The sequence below is a fragment of the Bradyrhizobium sp. USDA3516 genome, assembly GCF_057651995.1.
On the sequence record NZ_JBYGYN010000001.1, the window covers coordinates 380,217 to 404,704 of the forward strand.

The window sequence follows — 24,488 nt, forward strand, 5'->3', positions numbered from 1 at the left end:
CTTCGCTTTGCCCACCCTACGAGACTGTCCTGGTCGCACCCAGCGACCGCACCGCGATCGCAACGCACACCACCATCAGCGCCGCCGCGAGCAGGAACGGGGCGCCGGGCAGATGCAGCGGTGCGCCGGCGCCGATGAAATAGGAAAATGTCAGTGTGAACAGGAACGGGCCGACGAGCTGCGACACGCTCTGCACGCTCGCGGTCGCGCCCTGCAGCTGGCCCTGCTGATCCGGCGCGACGCGCCGCGTCATCAGCGCCTGCGAGGCTGCACCGGAGATGCCCCACAGCGCCAGAATGGGAATCCCGAGCCACGATAGCCGTCCGGTCGGCGCAGCGCCGAGGACCACGAAGCCGATTGCGCCACAGCAGAGGCCGAGCAGCAGCGCGTTGCGCTCGCCGAGCGCATGCACGATGGGGCCGATCGCAAAGCCCTGCACCACCATGGCGCAGATGCCGACCATGGCGAGCGTCAGGCCCACCGTCTTGGCATCCCAGCCGTAGCGATAGGTCGCGTAGAGCACGAAGGTCGAGGGCAGCACGACGTGCGCGACCTGCGCGATGAAGTTGATGATCGACAACGCGGCAAGCAGCGCATCGGAGCGCAGCAGATGCAGCGCCCCGAGCGGATTGGCGCTGCGCCAGCGCAGCGGCGCGCGCTTGTCGGGCGCAAGCGACTCCGGCAGCACGAACAGGCCATAGAGCGCATTGGCGAAGCTCAGGGCCGCCGCGGCCCAGAACGGCAGGCGCGGATCGATATCGCCGAGCAGGCCGCCGAGCGCTGGCCCCAGGATGAAGCCGGCGCCGAAGGCCGCACCAATCCGGCCGAAGACCGCCGCACGGCGTTCTGGCGGCGTGACGTCGGCGATATAGGCGAAGGCGGTCGAGATGCTCGCCGAGGTGATGCCGGAGATCACGCGGCCGACGAACAGCCACGCAAGCGACGGCGCCAGCGCCATCAAGACGTAGTCGGCCGCGAGCCCGAAATTCGACAGCAGCACCACCGGCCGCCGTCCGAAACGATCCGACAGCGCGCCAAGCACCGGCGAGAACACGAACTGCATCAAGGCCCAGGCAGTGCCGAACAGGCCGAAGATGCGCGCGGCATGTGCGGTGTCGTTGTCGACGAAGCTTTCTATCAGCTTCGGCAGGACCGGCATGATCACGCCGAGCGCGACCATGTCGAGCAGGATGGTGACGAAGATGAAGGCGACCGCGCCGCGGCGGGCCGGCGCTGCGTCCTGCACCCCCGCCTCGCCGGCGCCGTCGCTCACGACGGCCGCTTGCGCTTGTGCGCGAAGGGGTTGGCCTTCTCACGCAACGTGATGCGCACCGGCGTGCCCGGCAGCTCGAAGGTCTCGCGCATGGAATTGGTGAGATAACGCAAGTAGGATTGCGGCACGGCGTCGGCGCGCGAGCAGAACAGCACGAAGCTCGGCGGCCGCGCCTTGGTCTGGGTGATGTAGTTCAGCTTCAGCCTGCGGCCGGAGACCGCCGGCGGCGGGTTGGCCTGGATCGCCTGCTCGAACCAGCGATTGAGCGCTGCGGTCGGCACGCGCCTGTTCCAGATCGCATAGGCGTCCTGGATCGCCTGCATCAGGCGATCGATGCCCTCGCCCATCAGGCCCGAGACGGCGACGATGGGCACGCCCTTGAGCTGCGGCAGCCAATGATCGGCATCGCGGCGCAGACCCGAGATCGCGCCGCCGCCCTTGGTCTCCATCAGGTCCCATTTGTTGACGGCGAGCACGACCGCGCGTCCCTCGCGCTCGATCAGGTCGGCGATGCGCAGATCCTGCTCCTCGAAGCGGTTCTGCGAATCCATCATCAGCACGACCACTTCGGCAAAGCGCACCGCGCGCAGTGCATCCGCAACCGAGAGCTTTTCCAGCTTCTCCTCGATGCGCGAGCGCCGGCGCAGGCCTGCGGTGTCGAACACGCGGAAATCGCGGCCCTTCCAGTTGATCTCGACCGCGATGGAATCGCGCGTGGTGCCGGCCTCGGGGCTCGTCAGCAGGCGCTCCTCGCCGAGCAGATGGTTGATCAGCGTCGACTTGCCGGCATTGGGCCGGCCGACGATCGCGACCCGGATCGGGCGCGTCGCGGCCTCCTCCTCCGAGATCGGCGCGTCGTCCTCATCGTCGTCGTCCTCGACGGGTTCGGGCATCAGCTTGGCGAGCGCATCGTAGAGCTCGCCCATGCCCTCGCCGTGCTCGGCCGAGATCTGGATGGGATCGCCGAGGCCGAGTGCGAAGGATTCCATCGCGCCGGCATCGCCGTGCTTGCCCTCGCTCTTGTTGGCGATGAGCAGCACCGGCTTGTCGGCCTTGCGGGCGAAATCGGCGAAGGCGCGATCGGTCGGTGTCAGGCCGATGCGGGCGTCGATGACGAAGAACAGCGCGTCGGCCTGCGCGATCGCGGTCTCGGTCTGCTCCTGCATGCGCGCGGTCAGCGAACCCTTGGCGCCCTCGTCGAGGCCGGCGGTATCGATGATGGTAAAGCGGAGATCGCCCAGCCTGGCCTCGCCTTCGCGGCGGTCGCGGGTGACGCCAGGCAGGTCATCGACCAGCGCGAGCTTCTGCCCAACCAGGCGGTTGAACAGCGTCGACTTGCCGACATTGGGCCGGCCGATAATAGCGATCGTGAAGGACATCGGTCATTCGTGCGCTGCCGGGGCTGCGCCTGTCAATGCAACGTGAAAATATCAGCGCGAGAAGCTGCCGCTCGGCAGCGGCGCCGGGAAGGCGCTCTGCGATTGCTGCTGCGTGGCGGGGGCGGGTTGCGCCTGCGGGGCCGGCTGATCCGGCGCGGTGGTGCGCCTGCGGACGATCTTGTGCTTGGGCGGCGGAGCGGACGTCGCGGGCGCGGCCTCCGGCTGCGCCTCGCCGTCGACCTCGCCGGCGGGTGCTTCCGCCGGCGCGGCGGCCGTGGCGGGCTGCCTGGTCTGCTTTCCCTTGGCCCCCTTCGCGGGCTTGACCGGCTCCGGCTCCGCAGGCAGAGCCGCGACGGCAGGTGCGTTCGGGTCGGGTTGCTGCTGCTGCGCGCCTTTGTACAGGTCCCTCGGCACGCCCTGCTCGAGCCCCGGCACGCCCTCGGGGAAGACCGGCTTGCGGTCGCCCGGCAGCTTCTTCTTGGTGTCGAGGAAGTCGAGCAGGTCGCTCGGATCGAAGCTGGAGCAGCCGCCCAGGACGCCGGTGAAGGCGATCAGGACGGCGGCTGCGATCAAGCGTGGCGTGCGGCGCATCTTGTGTCTCGTTACGTCAGAGAACCGTCGTCAGCTTTTGGCGACGGGTGGCAACAAAGCCTGGAGCGCCTCGGCGCGAGAGCGCAGGCCGGGCGGCGTTTCGCCGTCTGCGTCAATCGCCTCGAGCCATCTGCGGGCTGCGCTCATGTCGTTGTTACGCCAGGCCGCCAGCGCCAGCATCTCGCGGGCGGTGTGGCGGAAGGTCGATTTCGGCGCGGCGGAAGCTTCCAGCCGCTGCTGGATGTCGGCATAGCCGGCGCTGTCGAGCAGGAGTCCCGCGGCGCGGATCTTGGCCAGATCCTGCCACTCGCCGCCAATGCTGCGGTCGGCGGCGATGTCGTCATACATCTTCGCGGCGGCCTTGGGATCGCGGCTCGCGGCCTCCGCCGCAGCACGCAGCCGCGCCAGGGTGCGATAGCCGGACGGCGCCTTGGCGGCGAGCTCGGTGAAGGCCTTCTCGGCGTCCTCGTGCTTGCCCTGCTCGGACAGCTCGGCGGCCTTCTCGAAAGCGGCGCCGGCCTCGGCGGCCTTCTTGGCCTCCAGGTACCTATAACCCTGCCAGCCACCGGCGCCGGCGACGATCAGCACCATCAGCGCGATGAAGTAGATCGAATACTTGTCCCACAGCTTCTTGAACTGTTCGCGACGTACTTCCTCGTTGACTTCGTCAAATAATTCAGACACTTATGCCAATCCCATGCCCGTCCGGGTGCGCGCGCCAAGGCGTTCGCGTCAGGAATCCCGTCCCCGTGTGGCGGCGAGGTAGCCTAACGATATGGCGGTGGCAAGGCAAAGCGAGCCCGATCAAGGCGTTAACCACCCGGGACAGCCCGGATGTCCCTGCCCGGCTCAAGCTCCCTTTGGCTCCCGCAATTGCCGTTTCAGCACCTTGCCGTTGGCGTTGCGCGGCAGCGGGTCCGCAGTGATCGCCATGGTTTCGGGAACCTTGTAGTCGGACAGGCGCTCGGCGCACCAGGCGCGCAGGTCCGTATCGGTCACCTTCTGTCGCGTCACCACCACCGCATGGACGCGCTCGCCCAGCACCGGGCAAGGCCTGGCAATGATCGCGCTCTCGACCACGGCGGGATGGCCGGCCAGCACGGATTCGACCTCGGCCGAATAAATCTTCAGGCCGCCGCGATTGATCATGTCCTTCTGCCGGTCGAACACGCGAACGAAGCCTTCCGCATCGACCGAGCCGAGATCACCAGAATGCCAGAACCCGCCCGTGAAGCTTTCGGCGGTGGCCTTCGGATTATTCCAGTAGCCCTTGATGACGGAGGCGCTCTGGATCCAGAGCTCGCCGATCTCGCCGGCAGGCAGCTCGCGTCCGTCCGGGCCCATCACGGCGATGCGCGCGCCGGGACACGGCAGGCCGACGCTGTCGATATGACGCTCGGTCAGCTCGCCCGGCATGATGGTCGAGGGCGAGGTCGTCTCGGTCGCGCCGTAGCAGTTCATCAGCTTCAGGCCCGGAATCTTCGCCTTGAGCTTCTCGATGGTGGCGACCGGCATCGGCGCGCCGCCGAAGCCGCCGATGCGCCAGCTCGACAGATCGTAGCCGTCGAAATCGGGCTGGAGCAGGCAGAGATTGTACATCGCCGGCACCATCACCGTGTAGGTGACGCGCTCGCGCGCGGCGAGCTCGAGGTAATCGGCGGCCTTGAACTCCGGCATGATGATCAGTGCGCCACCGCAGCGGATCATGGTGGTGATGTTCGCGACGACCCCGGTGACATGGCCGAGCGGCACCGCTGCGATCGAGCGATCGGCCTCGGTCAATTGCAGGCAGGACACGAACACCATGGAGGAATGGACGATGTTGCAATGGGCCAGCATCGCGCCCTTCGGCTTGCCCGTGGTGCCGGAGGTGTAGAGGATCATCGCGGTGTCCTCTTCGCTCACCTCGACCGGCGCCGATGCCGGAGCGTTTCCGGCGAGCGAAGAGAAGCGCGACCGGGCAGGATCGTCATCGATGGCAACGCGGTGGATCACATCGGGCACATCCTGCGCATCGGGCAGCCGCTCGGCGAGCGCGGCCTCGTGGATCAGGATCTTCGCGCCGCAATCGGCGAGCACATAGGCGATCTCCGGCTTCTGCTGGCGCGTGCTGAGCAGCACCGTGACGAGACCCTCATGCGCGGCGGCGAACAGCAGCAGCGGGAATTCGATGCGATTGCCGAGCAGGATGGCGACGCGATCGCCGGGCCGCAATCCAAGCTTGCGAAATCCCGCAGCGATCCGCGCGGCCCGCTCCATTGCTTGCCGCCAGCTCAGGCGGACATTGCCGCAGATCAACGCTTCGCCATCGGCATTGCGGCCGCGCGCCTCCGCGATCATCGCCCAGAGGCTCGACGGGCGATCGCAGAATGCCGGCACCACCCGATCGCCAAAACGCGCCTCGCGCCGCATCGGCGGGATCTGAGATTGCGACCAGTCCATCGGCACGCCCTCGGCTTGTTGCTCTTGTTCTCTTCCCGGCATGGAGAGGCGAGTGTCGTCTTGTGCTGACCGGCTAGACCCCGATCACGGGCACACCGATCACCACCGGATGGAACGCGAACGCCAGGGCCAGATAGGCGACCACGCCGACCGCGACCGCGATCAGATCGTTGCTGACGCCGCCGACCGGAATCGGCGGGGCACCAGCGTCAGTGCGAGCTTTGAGCGAGATGCGGTCATAGACCGCCCAGGCGAGGAACGAGCCGAACAGGACGATGGAGCCGAGATCGCCATTGGCGAGCAGGTGCGCGGCGGCCCACAGCTTGACGCCGGTCAGCATCGGGTGCTTCAGCGTCGCATAGATGCGGCCGCGCAGGTAGGACGCAACCACCAGGATAACAGCCGGCAGCATCAACGCGAGCGTAATGTGCTTCATCGCCTTCGGCGGATACCAGACGTCGATCCAGCCGGAGCTGCGGTAATGGGCATAGCCCCAGATGATCAGCGCGAGCCCCGCGAGCGAGACCGCCGAATAGAGGAGCTTGTAGGTCCCCTCGCCCAGCTTCGCGATCGCCTGCGCGCGTGCCTCTCGTTTGGTTGTGAAAATATGGGACGCGAAAAACAGCACCAGCCCCAGGATCATGACCAGCAGACCCACGACATCCTCCCCGCAAAGCAGCCCCCGCCACTGAGGTATCATCGATCGGCCGCGGGTCGCAACTCTCTCCCCTCATGGTGAGGAGCGCGCTCCTCAGGATCAGGGGTGAGAGCATCGTCTACTTGCCGAGCTCCCTGTTATCGACATAGCGGATCGCGATCGGGCGCCCCGCCAAGGCCCCACCGAGGCCACTCGTGAACTTCAGCGGCAGGCAGGCCTTCAGCGACGAATTGATCGCGTCGAGATAGGTGGTTCGGATGTCCGCCGGCACGCCCGCGGTCGCAAATGTCAGACGCGGCGGACCGATCAGGCCGCCGTTCTTGTTGAAGCTGAAACGCACCGAGATCTGCATGCCCGCGCGCGCATGGTCGGATGGCGGCGACCAGCAGCTGCGCAGCGCGGCGAACAAGTCGCCGATCGTGTCGAGATCGTGATCGGGCTTCTGGTATTTGGCGCGGTCGGCCTCGGCGGGCACGCTCTCGATCGTGAGCTGGAGGTTCTGGCCGTAAGGATAGTCGATCTCGGGGATGCAGGGGCCGGGCTCGAGCGGGCTGCAATAGGACGGCGTGCAGGGCTCGCCGTCGAGCACGCTGCAAGGCTCGTGCGCGAACGGGATCGGGTTGATCTGGCGCGGCCGCGCGTCGGCGGCGATCGTTGGGATCGTCAGCAGGATCAGAACGAGAATGTAGCGCCACATGATGCGAACGTGGCATCGCGGACGAACACGTCAAGTCCACGTGCGTTCAAATGCTCGCGTTCAACCTCCGGTGTCGTCGCCCGGCTCGACCGGGCGACCAGTACTCCGAGACGGTAGTGGCTGAATCGATGGGCTGCGGCGTACTGGATTCCCCGCCTTCGCGGGGAATGACAGCGGTGGTGTGGCCGCGCAGGGTAAGCGCAACGCTCGCTCCTACCCCTTCTTCTTGACGTCCTTGACGTTGCTGAACTCGATGCCCTCGGCGCGCTCCCGGGTGTAGCCGAGGTAGAACTCGTTGCGGGCGAGATAGACGGGATCGCCGTCGACGTCGTCGGCAATGCTCGAATTGTTGGCAGCGATGAAGCTGTCGAGCTTCTTGCGGTCCTCGGAGGACACCCAGCGCGCCAGCTGGAACTCGCTGACCTCGAATTCGACCGGCAGCGAGTATTCCGCCTCGAGCCGCGCCTTGAGCACGTCGAGCTGCAGCGCGCCGACCACGCCGACCAGCGCCGGGGCGCCGTCGCGCGGGCGGAACACCTGCACCACGCCCTCTTCCGACATCTGCTGCAGCGCTTCCTTCAGCTTCTTCGCCTTCATCGCGTCGGTAAGACGGACGCGGCGGACGATTTCCGGCGCAAAGCTCGGCACGCCGACGAAGTTGAAATCCTCGCCCTCGGTCAGCGTATCGCCGATGCGCAGCGTGCCGTGGTTGGGAATGCCGACGACGTCGCCGGCGAAGGCTTCGTCCGCGACCGAGCGGTCCTGCGCGAAGAAGAATTGCGGGCTCGACAGCGGCATGCTCTTGCCGGTGCGCACGAGCTTGGCCTTCATGCCGCGGCTGAGCTTGCCCGAGCAGAGGCGCGCGAACGCGATGCGGTCGCGGTGGTTGGGATCCATGTTGGCCTGGATCTTGAACACGAAGGCGCTCATCCTGGGATCGGTGGCCTCGACCTTGCGCTGGTCGCTGTCCTGCGCGCGCGGCTCGGGCGCGAACTTGCCGAGGCCCTCCAGGAGGTCGCCGACGCCGAAATTGCGCAGCGCGCTGCCGAAATAGACCGGCGTCAGATGTCCCTCGCGGAACGCGTCCAGCTCGAACGGCTTCGACGCCTCGGTGACGAGCTCGAGCTCGTCCTTCACGGTGGAGACGTCGAGATTGGCGTTGAGCTTGGCCAATTCCTCGATCGCGATCTGCTGCGCCGCGCCGGTCTTGGCGCCGCCGCCTTCGAGCAGGCGCACGCCGCCATTGACGACGTCATAGGTGCCGAGGAAGTCGCGGCCGCGGCCGACCGGCCAGGTCATCGGCGTGGTGTCGAGCGCCAGCGTCTTCTCGATCTCGTCGAGCAGCTCGAACACGTCGCGGCTCTCGCGGTCCATCTTGTTGATGAAGGTGATGATCGGGATGTCGCGCAGACGGCAAACCTCGAACAGCTTGCGGGTGCGCGCCTCGATGCCCTTGGCCGCGTCGATCACCATCACGGCGGAATCGACCGCCGTCAGCGTGCGATAGGTATCTTCGGAAAAGTCCTCGTGGCCCGGCGTGTCCAGCAGATTGAAGACGAGGCCTTCGAACTCGAAGGTCATCACCGAGGTCACCACCGAGATGCCGCGCTCGCGCTCGATCTTCATCCAGTCAGATCGGGTATTGCGCCGCTCGCCCTTGGCCTTGACCTGGCCGGCGAGGTTGATGGCGCCGCCGAACAGCAGCAGCTTTTCGGTCAGCGTGGTCTTGCCGGCGTCGGGATGGGAGATGATCGCAAAGGTCCGCCGCCGCGCCACCTCGGCGGCAAGCGGGGAACGGGCCGGCGATTCGGCTGTGGTGGTGGCGATGTCGGACATGGCGGGAGCGTGTGGCAGGGAAAACGGGCCTGATCAAGCCTCATTTGGTGATTGCGGATGCTTCCGGCCAGCCCCATATCGGCGCTTGGATATATCAGTCTTGGACATCAGACCTGGGTGAGGACGGCCTCCCCTGCCCATCAGCACCTCAGCCGCGGGGACGCCCCTGCCTTGAATGGAGGGTCGTCATGGCCTGGAGCATCCTGTTCGTCGCCGGTCTTCTCGAAATCACCTGGGCCATCGGCCTGAAATACACCGAGGGTTTCAGCAAGCTTGTTCCGTCGGCGGTCACCCTGGCGGCCATGGCGGGCAGCGTCATCCTGCTCGGATTTGCATTGAAATCATTGCCCGTCGGAACCGCCTATGCGGTCTGGACCGGCATCGGCGCGGTCGGCACCGCAACGCTCGGCATCATCCTGTTCGGCGAGCCGGCGACGGCCTTCCGCCTCGCCAGCATCGGCCTGATCGTCGCCGGCATCATCGGACTGAAGCTCGTCACCTGACGAGCTGGACCACCCACCAGGTCAGCGCGGCCACAATGGCCGAGGCCGGGATCGTGATCACCCAGGCATAGACGATCGAGCTGGCGACGTTCCAGCGCACGGCCGAGACGCGGCGGGCGGCGCCGACGCCGACGATGGCGCCGGTGATGGTGTGGGTGGTCGAGACGGGAACCCCGAGATAGGTCGCCATGAACAGGGTCACCGCGCCTCCCGTCTCGGCGCAAAAGCCCTGCATCGGGGTCAATTTCGTGATGCGCAGGCCCATGGTGCGGACGATGCGCCAGCCGCCCATCAGCGTGCCCAGCGCCATCGCCGCCTGGCAGGACAGCACCACCCAGAACGGAACCGAGAACTCGCTGCCGAGATGGCCCTGCGAATAGAGCAGCACCGCGATGATGCCCATGGTCTTCTGCGCGTCGTTGCCGCCATGGCCGAGCGAATAGAGCGAGGCGGAGGCGAATTGCAGGATGCGGAAGGCGCGGTCGACCGCGAACGGCGTCGAGCGCACCGAGGCCCAGGACACGATCGCAACCAGTGCCATTGCGAGCAGGAAGCCGACCAGCGGCGACAGCACGATCGCCAGCACGGTCTTCGACAACCCGCTCCACACCGCGGCCGAGATCCCTGCCTTGGCCAGGCCGCCGCCGACGAGCCCGCCGATCAGCGCATGCGAGGAGGACGACGGGATGCCGAGCGCCCAGGTCACGAGATTCCAGACGATGGCGCCAATGAGGGCTGCGAAGATCACCTGGGCGTCGACGACTGCGGGATCGATGATGCCGGTGCCGATGGTCTGGGCGACGTGCAGCCCGAACACCAGGAAGGCGATGAAATTGAAGAACGCGGCCCAGAACACCGCGAATTGCGGCCGCAGCACGCGGGTCGAGACGATGGTCGCGATCGAATTGGCGGCGTCGTGCAGGCCGTTCAGGAAATCGAACAGCAGCGCGACGGCGATCAAGCCGACCAGGACGGGAAGACCCAACGCGGCATCCACGGCGAGGTCCTACACTTGCTCGATAACGATGCTGTTGATTTCGTTCGCGACGTCATCGAAGCGGTCGGCCACCTTCTCGAGATGGTCGTAGATCTCGACCCCGACGATGAAATCCATCGCATTGCCGTCGCGATGCTTGAGGAACAGCTCCTTCAGGCCGATGTCGTGGAGATCGTCGACCCGCCCCTCGAGCTTGCCGAGCTCCTCCGTGATCGCGGTCAGCATGGCGACGTTCTTGCCGATCTCCTGCATCAGCGGCAGCGCACGGCCGACCAGATTGGCGCATTCGATCAAGAGGCCGCCGATCTCGCGCATCGGCGGCTCGAAACTGCGCACCTCAAACAGCATCACGGCCTTGGCCGTCTGCTGCATCTGGTCGATGGCATCGTCCAGCGACGTGATCAGGTTCTTGATGTCGCCGCGGTCGAACGGGGTGATGAAGGTGCGGCGTACCGCCGTCAGCACCTCACGGGTGATGTTGTCGGCGTCGTTCTCGAACTGGTTGACGCGCTGGCAATAGACCGGCGTCTCCTCACCCCCGTTGAGCATGCCCTGCAGCGCGACTGCGCCCTGGATCACGGTCTGGGCATGCCGGTCGAACAGGTCGAAGAACCGCTCTTCCCTGGGCAGGAACGCACGAAACCATCGCATCATGGGGTAGGCTACCGGTTGGAAATGGTCAGGCCCGTGAGGGCTGTCATAAACCTGTCATAAACCATTTTCGATCCGCACGCGTGTCGCCTCACGCCCGCGGAGCCGGGTCATCCACCGCTTTCATGCATCAATGAAATTGATGCAATATCAGTTACTTAGAGCGAGCGTCGGAAGTAATGCGCGATTTCGCCGACGACGCCGCGGCGGAAAGTGAGCACGCAGACCACGAAGATCGCGCCCTGGATCACCGTCACCCATTGGCCGAAGCCCGCCAGATATTGCTGCATGGCGATGATCACGAAGGCGCCGACCACGGGACCGAAAACGGTGCCGAGCCCGCCGACCAGCGTCATCAGCACGACCTCGCCCGACATCGTCCAGTGCACGTCGGTCAGCGAGGCGTTCTGCGCCACGAACACCTTCAGCGCACCGGCAAAGCCGGCCAGCGTGCCCGACAGCACGAAGGCCAGGAACTTGTACTGGTCGGTGCGGTAGCCGAGCGAGATCGCGCGCGGCTCGTTCTCGCGGATCGCCTTTAGGACTTCGCCGAACGGCGAGTTGATGATGCGGAAGATCAGGAGGAAGCCGGCGAGGAAGCCGACCAGCACGACATAGTACAGCACCGTCGGCTTGGACAGATCGAGCACGCCGAACATGCGTCCCTGCGGGATGCCCTGGATGCCGTCCTCACCATGGGTGAACGGGGCCTGGAGATAGATGAAGTACAGGAGCTGCGACAGCGCCAGCGTGATCATCGAGAAATAGATGCCCTGGCGGCGGATCGAGATGTAGCCGGTGACGATCGAGAGCACGAACGCCGCGGCGACGCCGACGAGAATGCCGAGCTCCGGCGGCAGCGCCCAGACCTTCAGCGCATGCGCGCTGCAATAGCCGGCCGTGCCCAGGAACATCGCGTGGCCGAACGACAGCAAGCCGCCATAGCCGACCAGCAGATTGAAGGCGCAGGCGAGCAGCGCAAAGCACAGCGCCTGCATCACGAAGAAGGGGTAGACGCCGGTGAACGGCACCGCTGCGAGCAGCAGCGCCATCACTGCGAACACGATCATCTCGTCGCGCATCGCGCGCGGCGTCACAGGAAGCGTGTCGTCCGTCAGGGTTGTCATCTTTAGGCCGCCCTTCCCGTCAATCCCGTCGGCTTCACCAGCAGCACCAGCACCATCAGCACGAACACGACGGTGTTGGAGGCCTCGGGGTAGAAATACTTGGTCAGGCCCTCGATCACGCCGAGCGCGAAGCCGGTGATTATGGAGCCCATGATCGAGCCCATGCCGCCGATCACCACCACCGCGAACACGACGATGATGAGGTCGGCGCCCATCAGCGGCCGCACCTGGTTGATCGGCGCCGAGAGCACGCCGGCGAGCGCGGCAAGGCCGACGCCGAGACCGTAAGTGAGCGTGATCATGCGCGGCACGTTGATGCCGAAGGCGCGCACCAGCGTCGGATTTTCGGTGGCGGCGCGCAGGTAGGCGCCGAGCTGCGTCTTCTCGATCAGGAACCAGGTCGCAAGGCACACCGCCAGCGAGAACACGACGACCCAGCCGCGGTAGATCGGCAGGAACATGAAGCCGAGATTCATGCCGCCCCTGAGCTGGTCGGGAATGGCGTAAGGCAGGCCCGAGGAGCCGAAATAGTTCTGGAACACGCCCTGCACGATCAGCGCGATGCCGAAGGTCAGGAGCAGGCCGTAGAGATGATCGAGCCCGGTCAGCCATTGCAGCATGGTCCGTTCCAGGATCATGCCGAAGATGCCGACGATGATCGGCGCCAGCAGCAGCGCCCACCAATAATTGATGCCGCCGAGGTTCAACAGGAAATAGGCGACGAAGGCGCCCATCATGTAGAGCGCGCCGTGGGCGAAATTGATGATGTTGAGCATGCCGAAGATGACGGCAAGCCCGAGACTGAGCAGCGCGTAGAACGAGCCGTTGATCAGTCCCACCAGTAGCTGAGCGTAGAGAGCCTGCATCGATCCCGCACCCGGTCCCTTCTATTCCTCAATAACAGGCCGGCGCCGCTGCGCGCCGGCCTGCATCGTTCACCGTTACTTCTTCACCAGCGGACAGGCGCTTTCCGACAGCGGCCGGAAGGCCTGGTCGCCGGGGGTCGTGCCGATCAGCTTGTAATAATCCCAGGGCGCCTTGGATTCCTCGGGCTTCTTGACCTCGAACAGATAGGCCGGATGCAGCTTGCGGCCGTCGGCACGGATCGTTCCCTTGCCGAACAGCGCATCGTCCGTCGGCATCTCCTTCATCTTGGCGACCACCTTGGCGCCGTCATGCGGGTTGCCGCCCATCGCCTCCAGCGCCTTGAAATAGTGCAGCAGGCCCGAATAGACGCCGGCCTGCACCATCGAAGGCATCGCCTTGTTCTTCATGCGCTCGGAGAAGCGCTTGGAGAACGCGCGGGTGCCGTCATTCAGGTCCCAGTAGAAGGTCTCGGTGAAGTTCAGGCCCTGCGCCACCTTCAGACCGAGCGAGTGCACGTCGGTGATGAAGAGCAGCAGGCCCGCAAGCCTCTGGCCGCCCGAGACGATGCCGAACTCGGCCGCCTGCTTGATGGTGTTGGTGGTGTCGCCGCCGGCATTCGCCATGCCGATGATCTTGGCTTTGGAGGCCTGCGCCTGAAGCAGGAACGACGAGAAATCTGCAGTATTCAGCGGATGCTTGACGTTGCCGATCACCTTGCCGCCCGACTTCACCACGACCGCGGCGGTGTCGCGCTCGAGGGCATGGCCGAAGGCGTAGTCCGCGGTGAGGAAATACCATGTGTCGCCGCCCGCCTTCACAAGCGCCTGCCCGGTGCTGTTGGCCAGCATATAGGTATCATAGACCCAGTGGACCGTGTTCGGCGAGCATTGCGCGTTGGTGAGATCCGACGTCGCCGCACCGGTGTTGATGAGGATCGAATTCTTCTCTTTGACGATATTGTTCACCGCCAGCGCAACGCCGGAGTTCAGGACATCCATGAAGATGTCGACCTTCTCGACGTCGATCCATTGCCGAGCAATCGTGGAGCCGATGTCGGGCTTGTTCTGATGGTCGGCGGAGATCAGATCGAGCTTCCAGCCCTTGGCGGCGAGCCCGGAATCCTCGATCGCCATCTGTGCGGCGACGGTCGAGCCGGCGCCACCGAGATCGGCATAGAGTCCCGAATTGTCGGTCAGCACGCCGATCTTGATGTTCTTGTCCTGCGCGACCGCGCCGCCTGCCGCGCCGAGCGCCAGGGCCGTCCCGAGCAACATTGCCGAAATGCCGTGCTTCATAATCCGACCTCCCAATATTCCTTTGATAGTTACTCTCGATCGTCCGGCCAGCTCGGCTACACGCCGAGATAGGTGTGGAGCTTGTCCATGTTGGCGGCAAGCTCCGAATTGGAGAACCCGTCAATGATCTTGCCGTGCTCGACCACGTAATAGCGGTCGGCGACGGTGGAAGCGAAGCGGAAGTTCTGCTCGACCAGGAGGATGGTGAAGCCCTCCTTCTTGAGCCGCGCAATGGTGTGGCCGATCTGCTGGATGATGACGGGGGCAAGGCCCTCGGTCGGCTCGTCCAGCATCAGGAAGCTCGCGCCTGTGCGCAGGATGCGCGCGATCGCGAGCATCTGCTGCTCGCCGCCCGACAGCTTGGTGCCCTGGCTGTTCAGCCGCTCCTTCAGGTTCGGGAACAGCTCGAAGATCTGTTCGAGCGGCAAACCGCCTTCGCGGACCACCGGCGGCAGCATGAGATTCTCGCGGACGTCGAGGCTGGAGAATATGCCCCGCTCTTCCGGGCAGAAGGCGACGCCCATGCGCGCGATCTTGTCGGAGGTCGCGCGGATGATCTCCTGGTTGTTGAACTTCACCGAGCCGGTGCGCTTGCCGATGATGCCCATGATCGACTTCAGCGTCGTCGTCTTGCCGGCGCCGTTGCGCCCGAGCAGGGTGACGACCTCGCCCGCGTTCACGTCGAAGTTGATCCCGTGCAGGATGTGAGACTCGCCGTACCAGGCTTCCAGGTTGCGGACTTGCAGGATGTTCCCGCCGGTCGCAGCCTTGGCTGGGGCCTCGGCGATCGCAGTGTCAGGCATGACCGGCTCCCAGGTAAGCTTCCTTGACGCGCTCGTCCTTGGTGAGCTCGGAATAATGGCCCTGCGCGAGCACCTGTCCGCGCGTCAGCACGGTGATGATGTCGGAGAGGTTGGCCACGACGCTCAAGTTATGCTCGACCATCAGGATGGTGTATTTCGCGGAGATGCGCTTGATCAGCGCCGCGATCTTGTCGATGTCCTCGTGGCCCATGCCGGCCATCGGCTCGTCGAGCAGCATCATCTCCGGGTCGAGCGCCAACGTGGTCGCGATCTCGAGCGCGCGCTTGCGCCCATAGGGCATCTCGACCGCGGGCGTGTTGGCGAACTCGCTGAGGCCGACGTCGCTCAAGAGCTCGCGGGCGCGATCGTTGAAGCGGTTGAGCACGGTCTTGGAGCGCCAGAAATCGAACGATGAGCCATGCTGGCGCTGGAGCGCAACACGGACGTTCTCGAGCGCGGTGAGATGGGGAAACACCGCCGATATCTGGAACGAACGCACCAGCCCCAAGCGGGCGACGTCCGCCGGCGCCATCGCGGTGATGTCCTGCCCCTTATACAGGATTTTCCCGGCCGACGGCTTGAGGAACTTGGTCAGGAGATTGAAGCAGGTCGTCTTGCCGGCCCCGTTCGGGCCGATCAACGCATGAATGCTCCCACGGCGAACCTTGAGCGCAACGTCGCGGACGGCGAAGAAGCCCGCGAACTCCTTGGTCAAGCCTTCCGTTTCGAGAATGAACTCATCGGCCAAACAGTTTTCCCCCTGCCCGCGCTCCGCGCGTGGCTGTGCTTGTTGCTTCGGCTGTCCGGAGGACTTGCAGCCCACCGGGGCGCCGCCTCCGGGCGCGGAATATGCCGGAGGTGACGGGGGTTAGGCAAGGCGGAAAGCTGAGCAGATCAGGCCTCCGCCCCGGGGTCCAAATGCTCCCTTAGTCGGAGATGTTTCGATGTGTGCCTGCCCGGCCCCCGGTCGCAAGGCACCGGCCATCAAGCCGTCGTTAACGGTCTTTCGTCTCCCGCGCCAGCCTTCATCAAAAATTTTCCCGCAAGCCCGATCATCCCAGGGTTTTCACGTCGCGGAGAATATTGTTTTGGATTTTGCGAGCGCGGCTCCCTCCGTCGTCAAGTCGATCCGCCAGCGTGATCTCCTGAACACGTGGCTGCGACTCTATGCGCGCCAGCAGATCGCTCCGGCGATCTGGGAGTATCAGCCCGCGCGGCTCGAAGAGGAGCTGTCGGATCTCATCTACTATACGGTGGAGATGTCGACGCCGAAGCCGCGTCTCGTCATCCAGAGCGAAGGCACGCGCATCTCGCGCGCCTATGGGCATACCGGCAAGGGCGTTTCGCTCGATGATTACGTCGGGCCGCGGCTCGCGCCCTACGTGCTGCCGATCTATCATGAATGCGTCGCGCGCGGCCTTCCGGTCTACAGCGTTGCCGACGTCGACGACAGCTATGGCCGCATCGTCGCCTATGAACGGCTGCTGCTGCCGTTCCTGACCGACGGCAGTGTCAGCCACGTCATCGCGTCAGTGAAGACCTTCTGCGAGGACGGCGGCTTCGAGATCAAGAATCTGATGCGCGGAAATGACGCGCTCCCGCGCCCGAAGCTGCGGGCCGTGATCAATCGCGAGCTGTTTCATCGCGCCCCCGGCCGCATCGCACCTGCCGAGCCGGTCGAGTTCTCGGACCAGCCGGGCCCGGCCATCTCCAACGAGATCATCGAGCTGAACTAGCCGTCACCGCGCCTTGCCGCCGACCTCCTTGGCATACATGTCCGGCTTGAAGCCGACGAGGAGCTTGCCGCCGATTTCGAGCACCGGCCGCTTGATCATCGATGGTTGCGCTAGCATCAAGGCCAGCGCCTTCTTCTCGGTGAGGCCTTCCTTGTCGGGGTCGGGGAGCTTCTTGAAGGTCGTCCCGGCGCGATTGAGCAGGGTCTCCCAACCGACCTTGTCGCTCCACTGCTTCAGCCTGTCCTTCTCCACTCCCGACACCTTGTAGTCGTGAAACGCGTGAGCCACGCCATGCGCATCCAGCCAGGCGCGGGCCTTCTTCATGGTGTCGCAGTTCTTGATGCCGTAGATGATGGTGGGCAAGACGGTCCTCGCGCATGGCATATCGGTGATGTGCGTGGCGTTGTACGAAACTCCGCGTCGCGCGACAATGTCGCGACACGCGGCAACCCTCCGAACGGACATCCCATGCACGTCACCCACGATCCCGCGGCGGTCGCCGCACCGACCATCGACTTCGGCACTTTCCTCGCGGTCGATATCCGTGTCGGCACCATCGTCGACGCCAAGCCGTTTCCGGAAGCGCGCAAGCCGGCCTGGCGGCTTTGGATCGATTTCGGCCCCGCCATCGGCGTGCGCAAGAGCTCGGCCCAGATCACCGAAAACCACCCGCTCGAAACCCTGGTGGGCCAACAAGTCGCGGCCGTCGTCAATTTCCCGCCGCGCCAGATCGGCCCTATTGTCTCCGAGGTGCTGACGCTCGGCTTCCCCGATGCCGACGGCAAGGTCGTGCTGGTGCAGCCGAGCAAGCCGGTGCCGAACGGCGGACGGCTGTTCTAGCCTCAGGGGTCTTGTCAGGGCCTTGCCGGAATGTTCAGCCCGCGCTGCACCGCCGGGCGCGCAAGCCCGCGCTCGAGCCAGGCGCCGACCGCGCTGAACTGACTGAACTCGACGAGATCGCCGGCGCCGTAGAAGCCGATGAGATTGCGCACCCAGCCGAGCATGGAGATGTCGGCGATGGTGAAGTCGTCGTCCATGAACCATTGCCGGCCGGCGAGATGCGCCTCCATCACGCCGAGCAGGCGCTTGGACTCGCCCACGTAGCGTTCCAGCGGCCGCTTGTCCTCGTAATCCTTGCCGGCGAATTTGTGGAAGAAGCCGACCTGCCCGAACATCGGCCCCACGCCGCCCATCTGGAAGTGCAGCCATTGCAGCGTCTGATAGCGCCGCGCGGCATCCTGCGGCAGCAGCTTGCCGGTCTTCTCCGCGAGATATTGCAGGATCGCCCCGGACTCGAACAACGGCAGCGGCCTGCCGCCGGGCCCGTTCGGATCGAGGATCGCCGGGATCTTGCCGTTCGGATTGAGCGAGAGGAATTCGGCCGTCTTCTGATCGTCCTTGCCGAAATCAACGAGGTGGACTTCGTAAGGAAGCCCGATCTCCTCCAGCATGATCGAGACCTTGACGCCGTTCGGCGTCGGCAACGAATAGAGCTGGAGCAGTTCGGGATGCTTGGCGGGCCAGCGCCTGGTGATGGGGAAGACGGACAGATCGGACATCGGGACCTTGGGTGCACGGACTGAGGCGCGTTCAATCTAGGCAAGATGCCGCAGCGCGCAAGTCACTTCCGGCTGTGCTCAAAGTGGCAGCGTCGCTATCGTTACGAACGGGGGCATCGCGTCACGCTGCAACCGAGACTCGATGAACTGTTGACCCGTGATCAACAGCAGGGCCGTAAAGGCAATCGCGAGCATCGCGGTCGCCAATTGGCACACGTCGTACATGGTATTTTATATCCCTCGACAGCCTCTGGCGTAGAACGTCGGCTCAGGCACCACGTTCCAGGCGGCAATAAAATATTGCTATTTTTTCCCGACTTCGCTGCGACGGCATCGCTCTGTTCCGGCGACTCCCAAAGGGACTAATGGCCCCCTCGCGCGTTGTCGCTCAATGAACATCGAGAAACGCGCCCTGCTCGACCACGCTGAACGCTGTCGCCGCGTCGCGAACGATCTCACGCACAGCAAAGCGGCGCAGCGGCTGCGGGCGATGGCTGACGAGTATGAAGCGAGAGCCACAGGACTCGACGACGAAGACGTCCGCTCGACTCCAAGCCGCAATAGTCGCTGCCACCTGGAAGGCAAAGGCGAGCGGCAGGGCTGATCGCGTTCAGAAGTTGATCTCCATCCGTAGTCCGCGCGTATCGGCCGTGCCGTCACCGACGGATTGCGTGCTGTCGCGCGCTGCGACGGCGCAGGCACAGGCGTCGATGAGATCGTCGCGGCCGATCCCGGTGCCGTGGCGAAGCGTGAGCCATCTCTCGATCTTGGTGAAGCCGCGCTCTCTCAAGAGCACGATACGCTGCTCTCGCCCACCCGGCGAGGTCTTCGGCTCGAGCCGGCGCCCCGCAAGATTGAAGAAGATCAATTCGGGATGCGCTTCGCCGATCGTCGCTTGTTTCTCGGACGTCATGAACTCATCAACCTCCTTGAGCTTTTCTCGGAGATTCCAGAGCTGACAAGAGACTCCGCTGTCGCCGCGCCTTCGATATTCTTCGTTCGCGGCTTTCATGCTGCCGAACGTCCACAGATCGCGGCGCGCGCCGAGAAAGACCGCAGGGCCTATCAGCTTCCGTGCGAGTATGTCACACGCACGATAGCCTTGGGCCGGCAATCCGATCGGCATGTCGATCATCGCGCGGGCGTGCGGCATTGCGAGCAGACGCGTCAGGCCAGGCGAATAATCGAAGCCGTGATCGCCGCGATCGTCGATCCACGCGGCGACCCAGCCGAAGCGAAATCCGTCGAGCCCCAAATAGTTTTGCGTCAATCTCAGTTTCCGCGCGCGTCTCGCTTGACATCCGCAAGTTGCGGGCGTATGTCCCGCGCCCTCGCAAGCACTTCCGCTTGCGACAGACACCATGAACCGAGCGATGCTGAACCGCTACGAAAGAATTGTCCGCATGCCGAATAGCCCAGAGCTATTCGATGCCGCGTGCCCGGCTCATGGGAGCGATCTTGCCTGACCGCAAGATCGATCGTCCGCTTCTCACGGACCCTCCCGAGCCCGCCGCTCCGGAGGGTTTTTTGTTGCCCGCCGCGCGGCCCAACCGAACAACCCGGCGATGGCCGGAACGGGAGACCCGGATCCCGGGGCTCGCGCTGGAGAGGCGCGTGCCCAAGTGCGCGGGGCCTGCCGGAGGGAACGAGGCGATGAGCCGGACACCGATGGCAGAGCGAACCCTGTGGGTTCGCAAGATGCGGCGCGTCGACAGCGCCGCGGTAGAATTTTGTAACTTGGTTTGCCGCGAGTGGTCGCGGCTAACCGACGCTGGTGGTGAAGATGCCGGATACTTCCTCCACGGCCAAGCGGGGATAGCCTCCCGCCTTTGACACACGCACCGGGATGCGGCCTCGGAAAAGGCTTGCACGCGGCCCGGCGCGGGATCTGTCCGCAAGGAAGCGTCCTGTGTTGTCGTCACTGACGCCGACATACCCGTTCCCCAGCGTAATCCATCAAAGGCCGATGCGAGTGCATTGGTCTGGCGGTGGTGAAGATGTCTGTTACTTCGTGGTGAAGGCGCGAAAGCGCCGAGCAGGTTCGAACCCTGCGCGCCGAAAGGCGGATCGCCCGCAAGGGCAGCAACAGCATCGATCGTTCCCCGCCAACCCCATCACGATCCGTGGTGAAGATTTCTGTTACTTCGCCTGCAACGCGAGAGGTCGCGGGTTCGAATCCCGCCCGGTGTCCCATGCACCGGTAGCTCAGAGGATAGAGCGCTTTCCGGCAAGCTTCGGCTCGCCGGGTACAGCAATCGCCCGTTCCCGGATCGTGTCCCCTTTAGCCACCGCCGGTGGTGAAGAGTGCTGTTACTTCGTGATCACACTGTCGAAGGTTCGACTCCTTCCGGACGAAAGTCCGTAGCTCAGCGGTAGAGCATGTGGAGCCCCTCGTGGGCAGTGCAGCCTCGCTTGTTCCCCGGCACCCCTTTCATCCCCCATCAACGCAAGAGGAGGCCATCATGGTCAGGCTCAACAAGATCGTTCGCGCCTTCACGCGGGAGGGTGCCCGCGCCGTGCGCTTCACGCCCGATATGGAGCTGAAGCGCGCGCTGATGAACTGCCTCCTGTGGGAGGACCAGTTCTACGAGGACGGCGTCGCGATCGCCGACCGCATCAAGGCGCTGGTGCCCAAGGTCGCGCCGGAGCGCGTCGCGCAGCTCGCGATCGAGGCCCGCGAGGTGATGAAGCTGCGGCACGCACCGCTCCTCGTCATCCGCGAGATGGCGCGGAACGAGAAGCACCGGGCCCTCGTCGCGGACACGCTCGCTCAGGTAATCCAGCGTCCCGACGAGATGACGGAGCTGCTCGCGATCTACTGGGCGGATGCGCTGGGGCCGATGCAGCAGCGCAAGCGCCAGCCGGTCTCGGCGCAGGTGAAGAAGGGTCTTGCCCGCGCGCTGACCAAGTTCGACGCCTATCAGCTCGCCAAGTGGGACCGCGACGGCGCGGTGCGGATCAGGGACGTTCTGTTCCTGGTGCACGCCAAGCCGAAAGACGCCGATCAGGCGAAGGTGTGGAAGCAGCTCGTCGATGGCGAGCTCGCCTCTCCCGACACCTGGGAGGTTTCGCTGTCGGCCGGCAAGAACAAGCGCGAGACCTTCGAGCGGCTGATCGCCGAGCGGAAGCTCGGCGGCCTGGCGCTGCTGCGCAATCTGCGGCTGATGCAGACTGCGCAGGTCCCGCGCGAGACCATCGCAGGCGCGATCGAGGCGATGCGGACGGATCGTATCCTGCCCTATCGCTTCATCACGGCGGCGCGCTATGCGCCGGACTTCGAGCCCGAGCTCGAGGCTGCGATGCTCAAGTCGGTCAAGGACCACGTGCGGCTTCCGGGCCGGACGCGCCTCCTGATCGACGTGTCGGGCTCGATGTTCGCAACGCTCTCCGCGCAGTCGGAAATGACGCGCGCGGAGGCGGCGTGTGGCCTTGCCATCCTCGCGCGCGAAATCTGCGACGAGGTCGAGATCTTCACCTTCTCCAACGAGGTCGTGAAGGTCCCGCCCCGCCGCGGCTTCGCGCTGCGAGATGCGATCATCAACTCGCAGCCGCATGGCGGAACCTATCTCGGCAAGGCCGTGACGGAGATCGACCGCAAGGGCGATCGCCTGATCGTCTTCACCGACGAGCAGAGCCACGACCAGGTGCCCGAGCCGAGGGCACGCGGCACCATGGTCAACGTGGCCTCGTATCAGCACGGTGTCGGTCACGGCGCCTGGACCCGCGTCAACGGCTTCTCCGAGGCCGTGGTCGCGTGGATCGCAGCGTCGGAGACGACGTTGAACTGATGCGCGACGACAACGGCCCCGGACGCGAGACGCGCCCGGGGCCAGCGAAATCTCTGAAGTGATCCGCCCGCCCCGTTATGGTGCGCGTGGAATGACAAGGACCCACGACCATGCGACGACCCGATCCCTACATGGAACGCGCCCGCGAGCTCTGCCTCGCCGCCGGTATCGATCCCGACCAGCGCGTCGGCGAAGGACGCGGCCAGCCGGCCTGGTGCCTGTACAAGGACGCCGCGCGCAAGGAGCATCTTGCCCGCGAGGCCAATGCGACCGCGAGCTCGATCGCCGCGTTCCGGACGCAGGACGCCCGCTTCCAGAATGCGCCGCTGAAGGTGTTTGGCCCGCACGAGGACGCAACGATCGCACAGATGCGCAATTGCATGGCTATCGGCAACGTCGTCTCCGGCGTGATCTGCGCCGACGGCCATCTCGGCTACGCCCAGCCGGTCGGCGGGGTCATCGCCTATGAGAAGCAGATCAGCATCTCCGGCGTCGGCTTCGACATCGGCTGCGGCAACATGGCGGCACGGCTCGACACGCGCTTCGACGACATCGCGGCGATCGCGCCCACGATCATCCGTGACGTCGCCAAGGTGATCTCGTTCGGCGTTGGCCGTGCCAACGCGGAACGGGCCGAGCACGACCTGTTCGACGACGGCGAGGCCTGGCGCGAAAGCGACATGGAGGACTACCGTCAGAAGGCGGTGAAGCAGCTCGGCACGGTCGGATCGGGCAACCACTATGTCGATCTCATGCGCGACGAGGAAGGCTTCGTCTGGATCGGCGTCCACTTCGGAAGCCGCGGTCTCGGGCACACCTCAGCGACGCGCTACCTCAAGGCCGCCGGCGGCAAGGACGGCATGAACGTCCCGCCCGCCGTGGTCGACGAGGACAGCGAGCTCGGCCGCCGCTACATCGCGGCGATGCAGCTCGCCGGGCGTTATGCCTATGCGGGCCGCGAGTGGGTCGTCGAGCGCGTCCGCCGGATCATCGGCGGCAGCGTCACCGAGAGCGTGCACAACCACCACAATTATGCCTGGCGTGAGACCCACGACGGCAAGGATCTGTGGGTGGTGCGCAAGGGCGCGACCCCGGCGTTTCCCGGCCAGAAGGGGTTTGTCGGCGGCTCGATGGGCGATGATGCCGTCATTCTCGAAGGCGTCGACAGCCCGGAAGCCAAGGCCTCGCTCTACTCGACCGTGCACGGCGCCGGCCGCCTGTTCGGACGACGGGAGGCGAAGCGGCGCTTCTCGCGCGAGGAGATGGACCGTTGGCTGAACGAGCGCGGCGTCACCTTGATCGGTGCCGACCTCGACGAGAGCCCGATGGCGTATCGCCGCCTGCCGGACGTGCTGGCCCAGCATGCCGGCACCGTGCGGGTGCTGCACACGTTGCGGCCGTTCGCCGTCGCCATGGCCGGCGAAGGCGAGTTCGACCCGTGGAAGGACTGACGCGAAACCGTGGGCGGGAGGCGACGTCTCCCGCCCACGTCATTCCATTCTTTTCCTTTGAATCCGGTCGTCTCTCATCTCGTCAGATATTCGCGCATCAAGGCGCGGGCGCGGTGCAGCCGCGCCTTCACGGTCTGCCTGGTTGCACCGAGCGCGGCGGCAATCTCATCGATCGTCATCTCCTTGACGTCGCGCATCAGCGCGACATCGCGATAGTGCGGCGGCAAGGCCTCGAACGCCGCGGCGATATCGAGCCGCAGATCGTCCTCGGGGCGCAACAGCAGTGCCGCCTCGGCCTCGTCGCCATCGACAGTCGGCACGAGGCCGGTCCGGCGCGCAAGCCGCAGGCATTCGCGCCGGACCACACTGAACAGCCAGGCCGACAATGCCAGCAGCGAACGGATCGTGCCGACGTGGCGGAACAGGATCCACAGGGCCTCCTGCGTCGCATCCTCGGCGTCCGCCGAGCTGCGGCAGGTCGCGCGCGCATAGCGACGAATATCCGGCTGCGTCATCTCGAGCAGACGCCCAATCGCCTCGGCATCGCCGAGCCGCGCGGCCTCGAAAAGATTTGGCGAGATCGCCGCCGCGCTCACGACGCCCCTCCCTTGCCGATGCCCGCCATCGCGCACATCGGGCAATAACCGACGAGACCGGTCAGTGCGAAACCGGCGCCACCGAGCGCGACCAGCCATGCCGTCGCGCCGGCAAGATAAACGCCCCCCACGACCGCGACCGCGATACCCAGGACGACCCGCAGCGCCTGATGCAGTCCGCCGATGTTCTTCCTATAAAATCCCATCACATCCTCCGACATGGGCCGAGACCGATTGCC

Annotated in this window: 26 protein-coding genes; 6 read left to right on the plus strand and 20 right to left on the minus strand. The window is 65.2% G+C overall.

Translation table 11 applies throughout. From position 1 onward, the window contains the following. Positions 1-16 precede the first annotated feature (16 nt). The 8 genes from AC24YW_RS02045 to AC24YW_RS02080 form a co-directional block, all read right to left on the minus strand. On the minus strand, positions 17-1,273 hold the full coding sequence (locus AC24YW_RS02045; protein ID WP_487481134.1) for a TCR/Tet family MFS transporter: 1,257 nt from the start codon (positions 1,271-1,273) through the stop codon (positions 17-19). Beyond that, positions 1,270-2,652 (minus strand): ribosome biogenesis GTPase Der, encoded by a 1,383-nt coding sequence (gene der / locus AC24YW_RS02050; RefSeq protein WP_487481135.1) that lies wholly within the window; start codon positions 2,650-2,652, stop codon positions 1,270-1,272. Before der ends, AC24YW_RS02045 begins: the two co-directional genes overlap by 4 nt. A 51-nt stretch (positions 2,653-2,703) precedes the next feature. Beyond that, positions 2,704-3,243, minus strand: coding sequence for a hypothetical protein (locus tag AC24YW_RS02055; protein ID WP_487481136.1), 540 nt, complete (start codon positions 3,241-3,243; stop codon positions 2,704-2,706). A 30-nt stretch (positions 3,244-3,273) separates the two neighbouring features. Continuing rightward, entirely contained in the window at positions 3,274-3,927 is a 654-nt protein-coding gene (locus AC24YW_RS02060) for a tetratricopeptide repeat protein (protein WP_487481137.1), read from the minus strand. A 165-nt stretch (positions 3,928-4,092) separates the two neighbouring features. Next, positions 4,093-5,685 carry a class I adenylate-forming enzyme family protein gene (locus AC24YW_RS02065; RefSeq protein ID WP_487481838.1) on the minus strand — a complete coding sequence of 531 codons (1,593 nt, stop codon included), beginning with the start codon at positions 5,683-5,685 and terminating at the stop codon, positions 4,093-4,095. Between the two features lie 73 nt (positions 5,686-5,758). Further along, the gene (locus AC24YW_RS02070) at positions 5,759-6,343 is read right to left on the minus strand and encodes an NnrU family protein (protein ID WP_487481138.1); all 585 of its coding nucleotides are present in this window, start codon (positions 6,341-6,343) and stop codon (positions 5,759-5,761) included. Positions 6,344-6,461: 118 nt separating this feature from the next. Then, complete coding sequence (locus tag AC24YW_RS02075; protein ID WP_487481139.1) at positions 6,462-7,040, minus strand: hypothetical protein; 579 nt, start codon at positions 7,038-7,040, stop codon at positions 6,462-6,464. A 213-nt stretch (positions 7,041-7,253) separates the two neighbouring features. Then, positions 7,254-8,876 carry a peptide chain release factor 3 gene (locus tag AC24YW_RS02080; protein WP_487481140.1) on the minus strand — a complete coding sequence of 541 codons (1,623 nt, stop codon included), beginning with the start codon at positions 8,874-8,876 and terminating at the stop codon, positions 7,254-7,256. 188 nt (positions 8,877-9,064) lie between these two features. Between AC24YW_RS02080 and sugE the strand changes: the two genes are divergently transcribed. Then, positions 9,065-9,379, plus strand: coding sequence for a quaternary ammonium compound efflux SMR transporter SugE (gene sugE / locus AC24YW_RS02085; protein WP_487481141.1), 315 nt, complete (start codon positions 9,065-9,067; stop codon positions 9,377-9,379). Here the strand turns inward: sugE and AC24YW_RS02090 are convergent. The 7 genes from AC24YW_RS02090 to AC24YW_RS02120 form a co-directional block, all read right to left on the minus strand. Continuing rightward, entirely contained in the window at positions 9,372-10,376 is a 1,005-nt protein-coding gene (locus AC24YW_RS02090; RefSeq protein WP_487481142.1) for an anion permease, read from the minus strand. The two genes, sugE and AC24YW_RS02090, sit on opposite strands and share 8 nt — an antisense overlap. Before the next feature lie 9 nt (positions 10,377-10,385). Continuing rightward, the gene (locus AC24YW_RS02095; RefSeq protein WP_036000836.1) at positions 10,386-11,030 is read right to left on the minus strand and encodes a DUF47 domain-containing protein; all 645 of its coding nucleotides are present in this window, start codon (positions 11,028-11,030) and stop codon (positions 10,386-10,388) included. A gap of 155 nt (positions 11,031-11,185) precedes the next feature. Then, positions 11,186-12,154, minus strand: coding sequence for a branched-chain amino acid ABC transporter permease (locus tag AC24YW_RS02100; RefSeq protein ID WP_487481143.1), 969 nt, complete (start codon positions 12,152-12,154; stop codon positions 11,186-11,188). A 2-nt stretch (positions 12,155-12,156) separates the two neighbouring features. Next, complete coding sequence (locus AC24YW_RS02105) at positions 12,157-13,020, minus strand: branched-chain amino acid ABC transporter permease (RefSeq protein ID WP_036000843.1); 864 nt, start codon at positions 13,018-13,020, stop codon at positions 12,157-12,159. 75 nt (positions 13,021-13,095) lie between these two features. Beyond that, positions 13,096-14,316 (minus strand): ABC transporter substrate-binding protein, encoded by a 1,221-nt coding sequence (locus AC24YW_RS02110; RefSeq protein ID WP_487481144.1) that lies wholly within the window; start codon positions 14,314-14,316, stop codon positions 13,096-13,098. Positions 14,317-14,372: 56 nt separating this feature from the next. After that, positions 14,373-15,119: an ABC transporter ATP-binding protein gene (locus AC24YW_RS02115; protein ID WP_487481145.1), complete on the minus strand. Its 747-nt coding sequence runs from the start codon at positions 15,117-15,119 to the stop codon at positions 14,373-14,375. Continuing rightward, positions 15,112-15,867, minus strand: a complete 756-nt coding sequence (locus AC24YW_RS02120) for an ABC transporter ATP-binding protein (protein ID WP_487481146.1) — start codon at positions 15,865-15,867, stop codon at positions 15,112-15,114. Before AC24YW_RS02120 ends, AC24YW_RS02115 begins: the two co-directional genes overlap by 8 nt. A 340-nt stretch (positions 15,868-16,207) precedes the next feature. On the opposite strand from AC24YW_RS02120, the gene AC24YW_RS02125 reads away from it, so the two are divergent. Then, positions 16,208-16,855 carry a hypothetical protein gene (locus AC24YW_RS02125; protein WP_487481147.1) on the plus strand — a complete coding sequence of 216 codons (648 nt, stop codon included), beginning with the start codon at positions 16,208-16,210 and terminating at the stop codon, positions 16,853-16,855. 3 nt (positions 16,856-16,858) lie between these two features. Here the strand turns inward: AC24YW_RS02125 and AC24YW_RS02130 are convergent, their stop codons facing one another. Then, entirely contained in the window at positions 16,859-17,218 is a 360-nt protein-coding gene (locus AC24YW_RS02130) for an ArsC family reductase (protein ID WP_487481148.1), read from the minus strand. Between the two features lie 105 nt (positions 17,219-17,323). Between AC24YW_RS02130 and AC24YW_RS02135 the strand changes: the two genes are divergently transcribed. Beyond that, entirely contained in the window at positions 17,324-17,695 is a 372-nt protein-coding gene (locus AC24YW_RS02135) for a tRNA-binding protein (protein WP_487481149.1), read from the plus strand. A gap of 14 nt (positions 17,696-17,709) precedes the next feature. Here AC24YW_RS02135 and AC24YW_RS02140 read toward each other — a convergent pair whose 3' ends face one another. Next, complete coding sequence (locus AC24YW_RS02140; protein WP_487481150.1) at positions 17,710-18,414, minus strand: glutathione S-transferase family protein; 705 nt, start codon at positions 18,412-18,414, stop codon at positions 17,710-17,712. Positions 18,415-18,805: 391 nt separating this feature from the next. On the opposite strand from AC24YW_RS02140, the gene AC24YW_RS02145 reads away from it, so the two are divergent. Continuing rightward, positions 18,806-19,018 carry a hypothetical protein gene (locus tag AC24YW_RS02145; RefSeq protein WP_487481151.1) on the plus strand — a complete coding sequence of 71 codons (213 nt, stop codon included), beginning with the start codon at positions 18,806-18,808 and terminating at the stop codon, positions 19,016-19,018. Positions 19,019-19,024: 6 nt separating this feature from the next. On the opposite strand, the gene AC24YW_RS02150 is transcribed toward AC24YW_RS02145, so the two are convergent. Beyond that, positions 19,025-19,690, minus strand: coding sequence for a DUF429 domain-containing protein (locus tag AC24YW_RS02150; protein ID WP_487481839.1), 666 nt, complete (start codon positions 19,688-19,690; stop codon positions 19,025-19,027). 1,186 nt (positions 19,691-20,876) lie between these two features. Between AC24YW_RS02150 and AC24YW_RS02155 the strand changes: the two genes are divergently transcribed. After that, positions 20,877-22,202 carry a TROVE domain-containing protein gene (locus tag AC24YW_RS02155; RefSeq protein WP_487481152.1) on the plus strand — a complete coding sequence of 442 codons (1,326 nt, stop codon included), beginning with the start codon at positions 20,877-20,879 and terminating at the stop codon, positions 22,200-22,202. A 110-nt stretch (positions 22,203-22,312) separates the two neighbouring features. After that, positions 22,313-23,653: an RtcB family protein gene (locus tag AC24YW_RS02160; protein ID WP_487481153.1), complete on the plus strand. Its 1,341-nt coding sequence runs from the start codon at positions 22,313-22,315 to the stop codon at positions 23,651-23,653. Positions 23,654-23,727: 74 nt separating this feature from the next. On the opposite strand, the gene AC24YW_RS02165 is transcribed toward AC24YW_RS02160, so the two are convergent. Beyond that, the gene (locus AC24YW_RS02165; protein ID WP_487481154.1) at positions 23,728-24,249 is read right to left on the minus strand and encodes an RNA polymerase sigma factor; all 522 of its coding nucleotides are present in this window, start codon (positions 24,247-24,249) and stop codon (positions 23,728-23,730) included. Then, positions 24,246-24,455, minus strand: coding sequence for a YgaP family membrane protein (locus AC24YW_RS02170; RefSeq protein WP_487481155.1), 210 nt, complete (start codon positions 24,453-24,455; stop codon positions 24,246-24,248). The genes AC24YW_RS02165 and AC24YW_RS02170 overlap by 4 nt, the downstream gene beginning before the upstream one ends. Between the last annotated feature and the right edge of the window lie 33 nt (positions 24,456-24,488).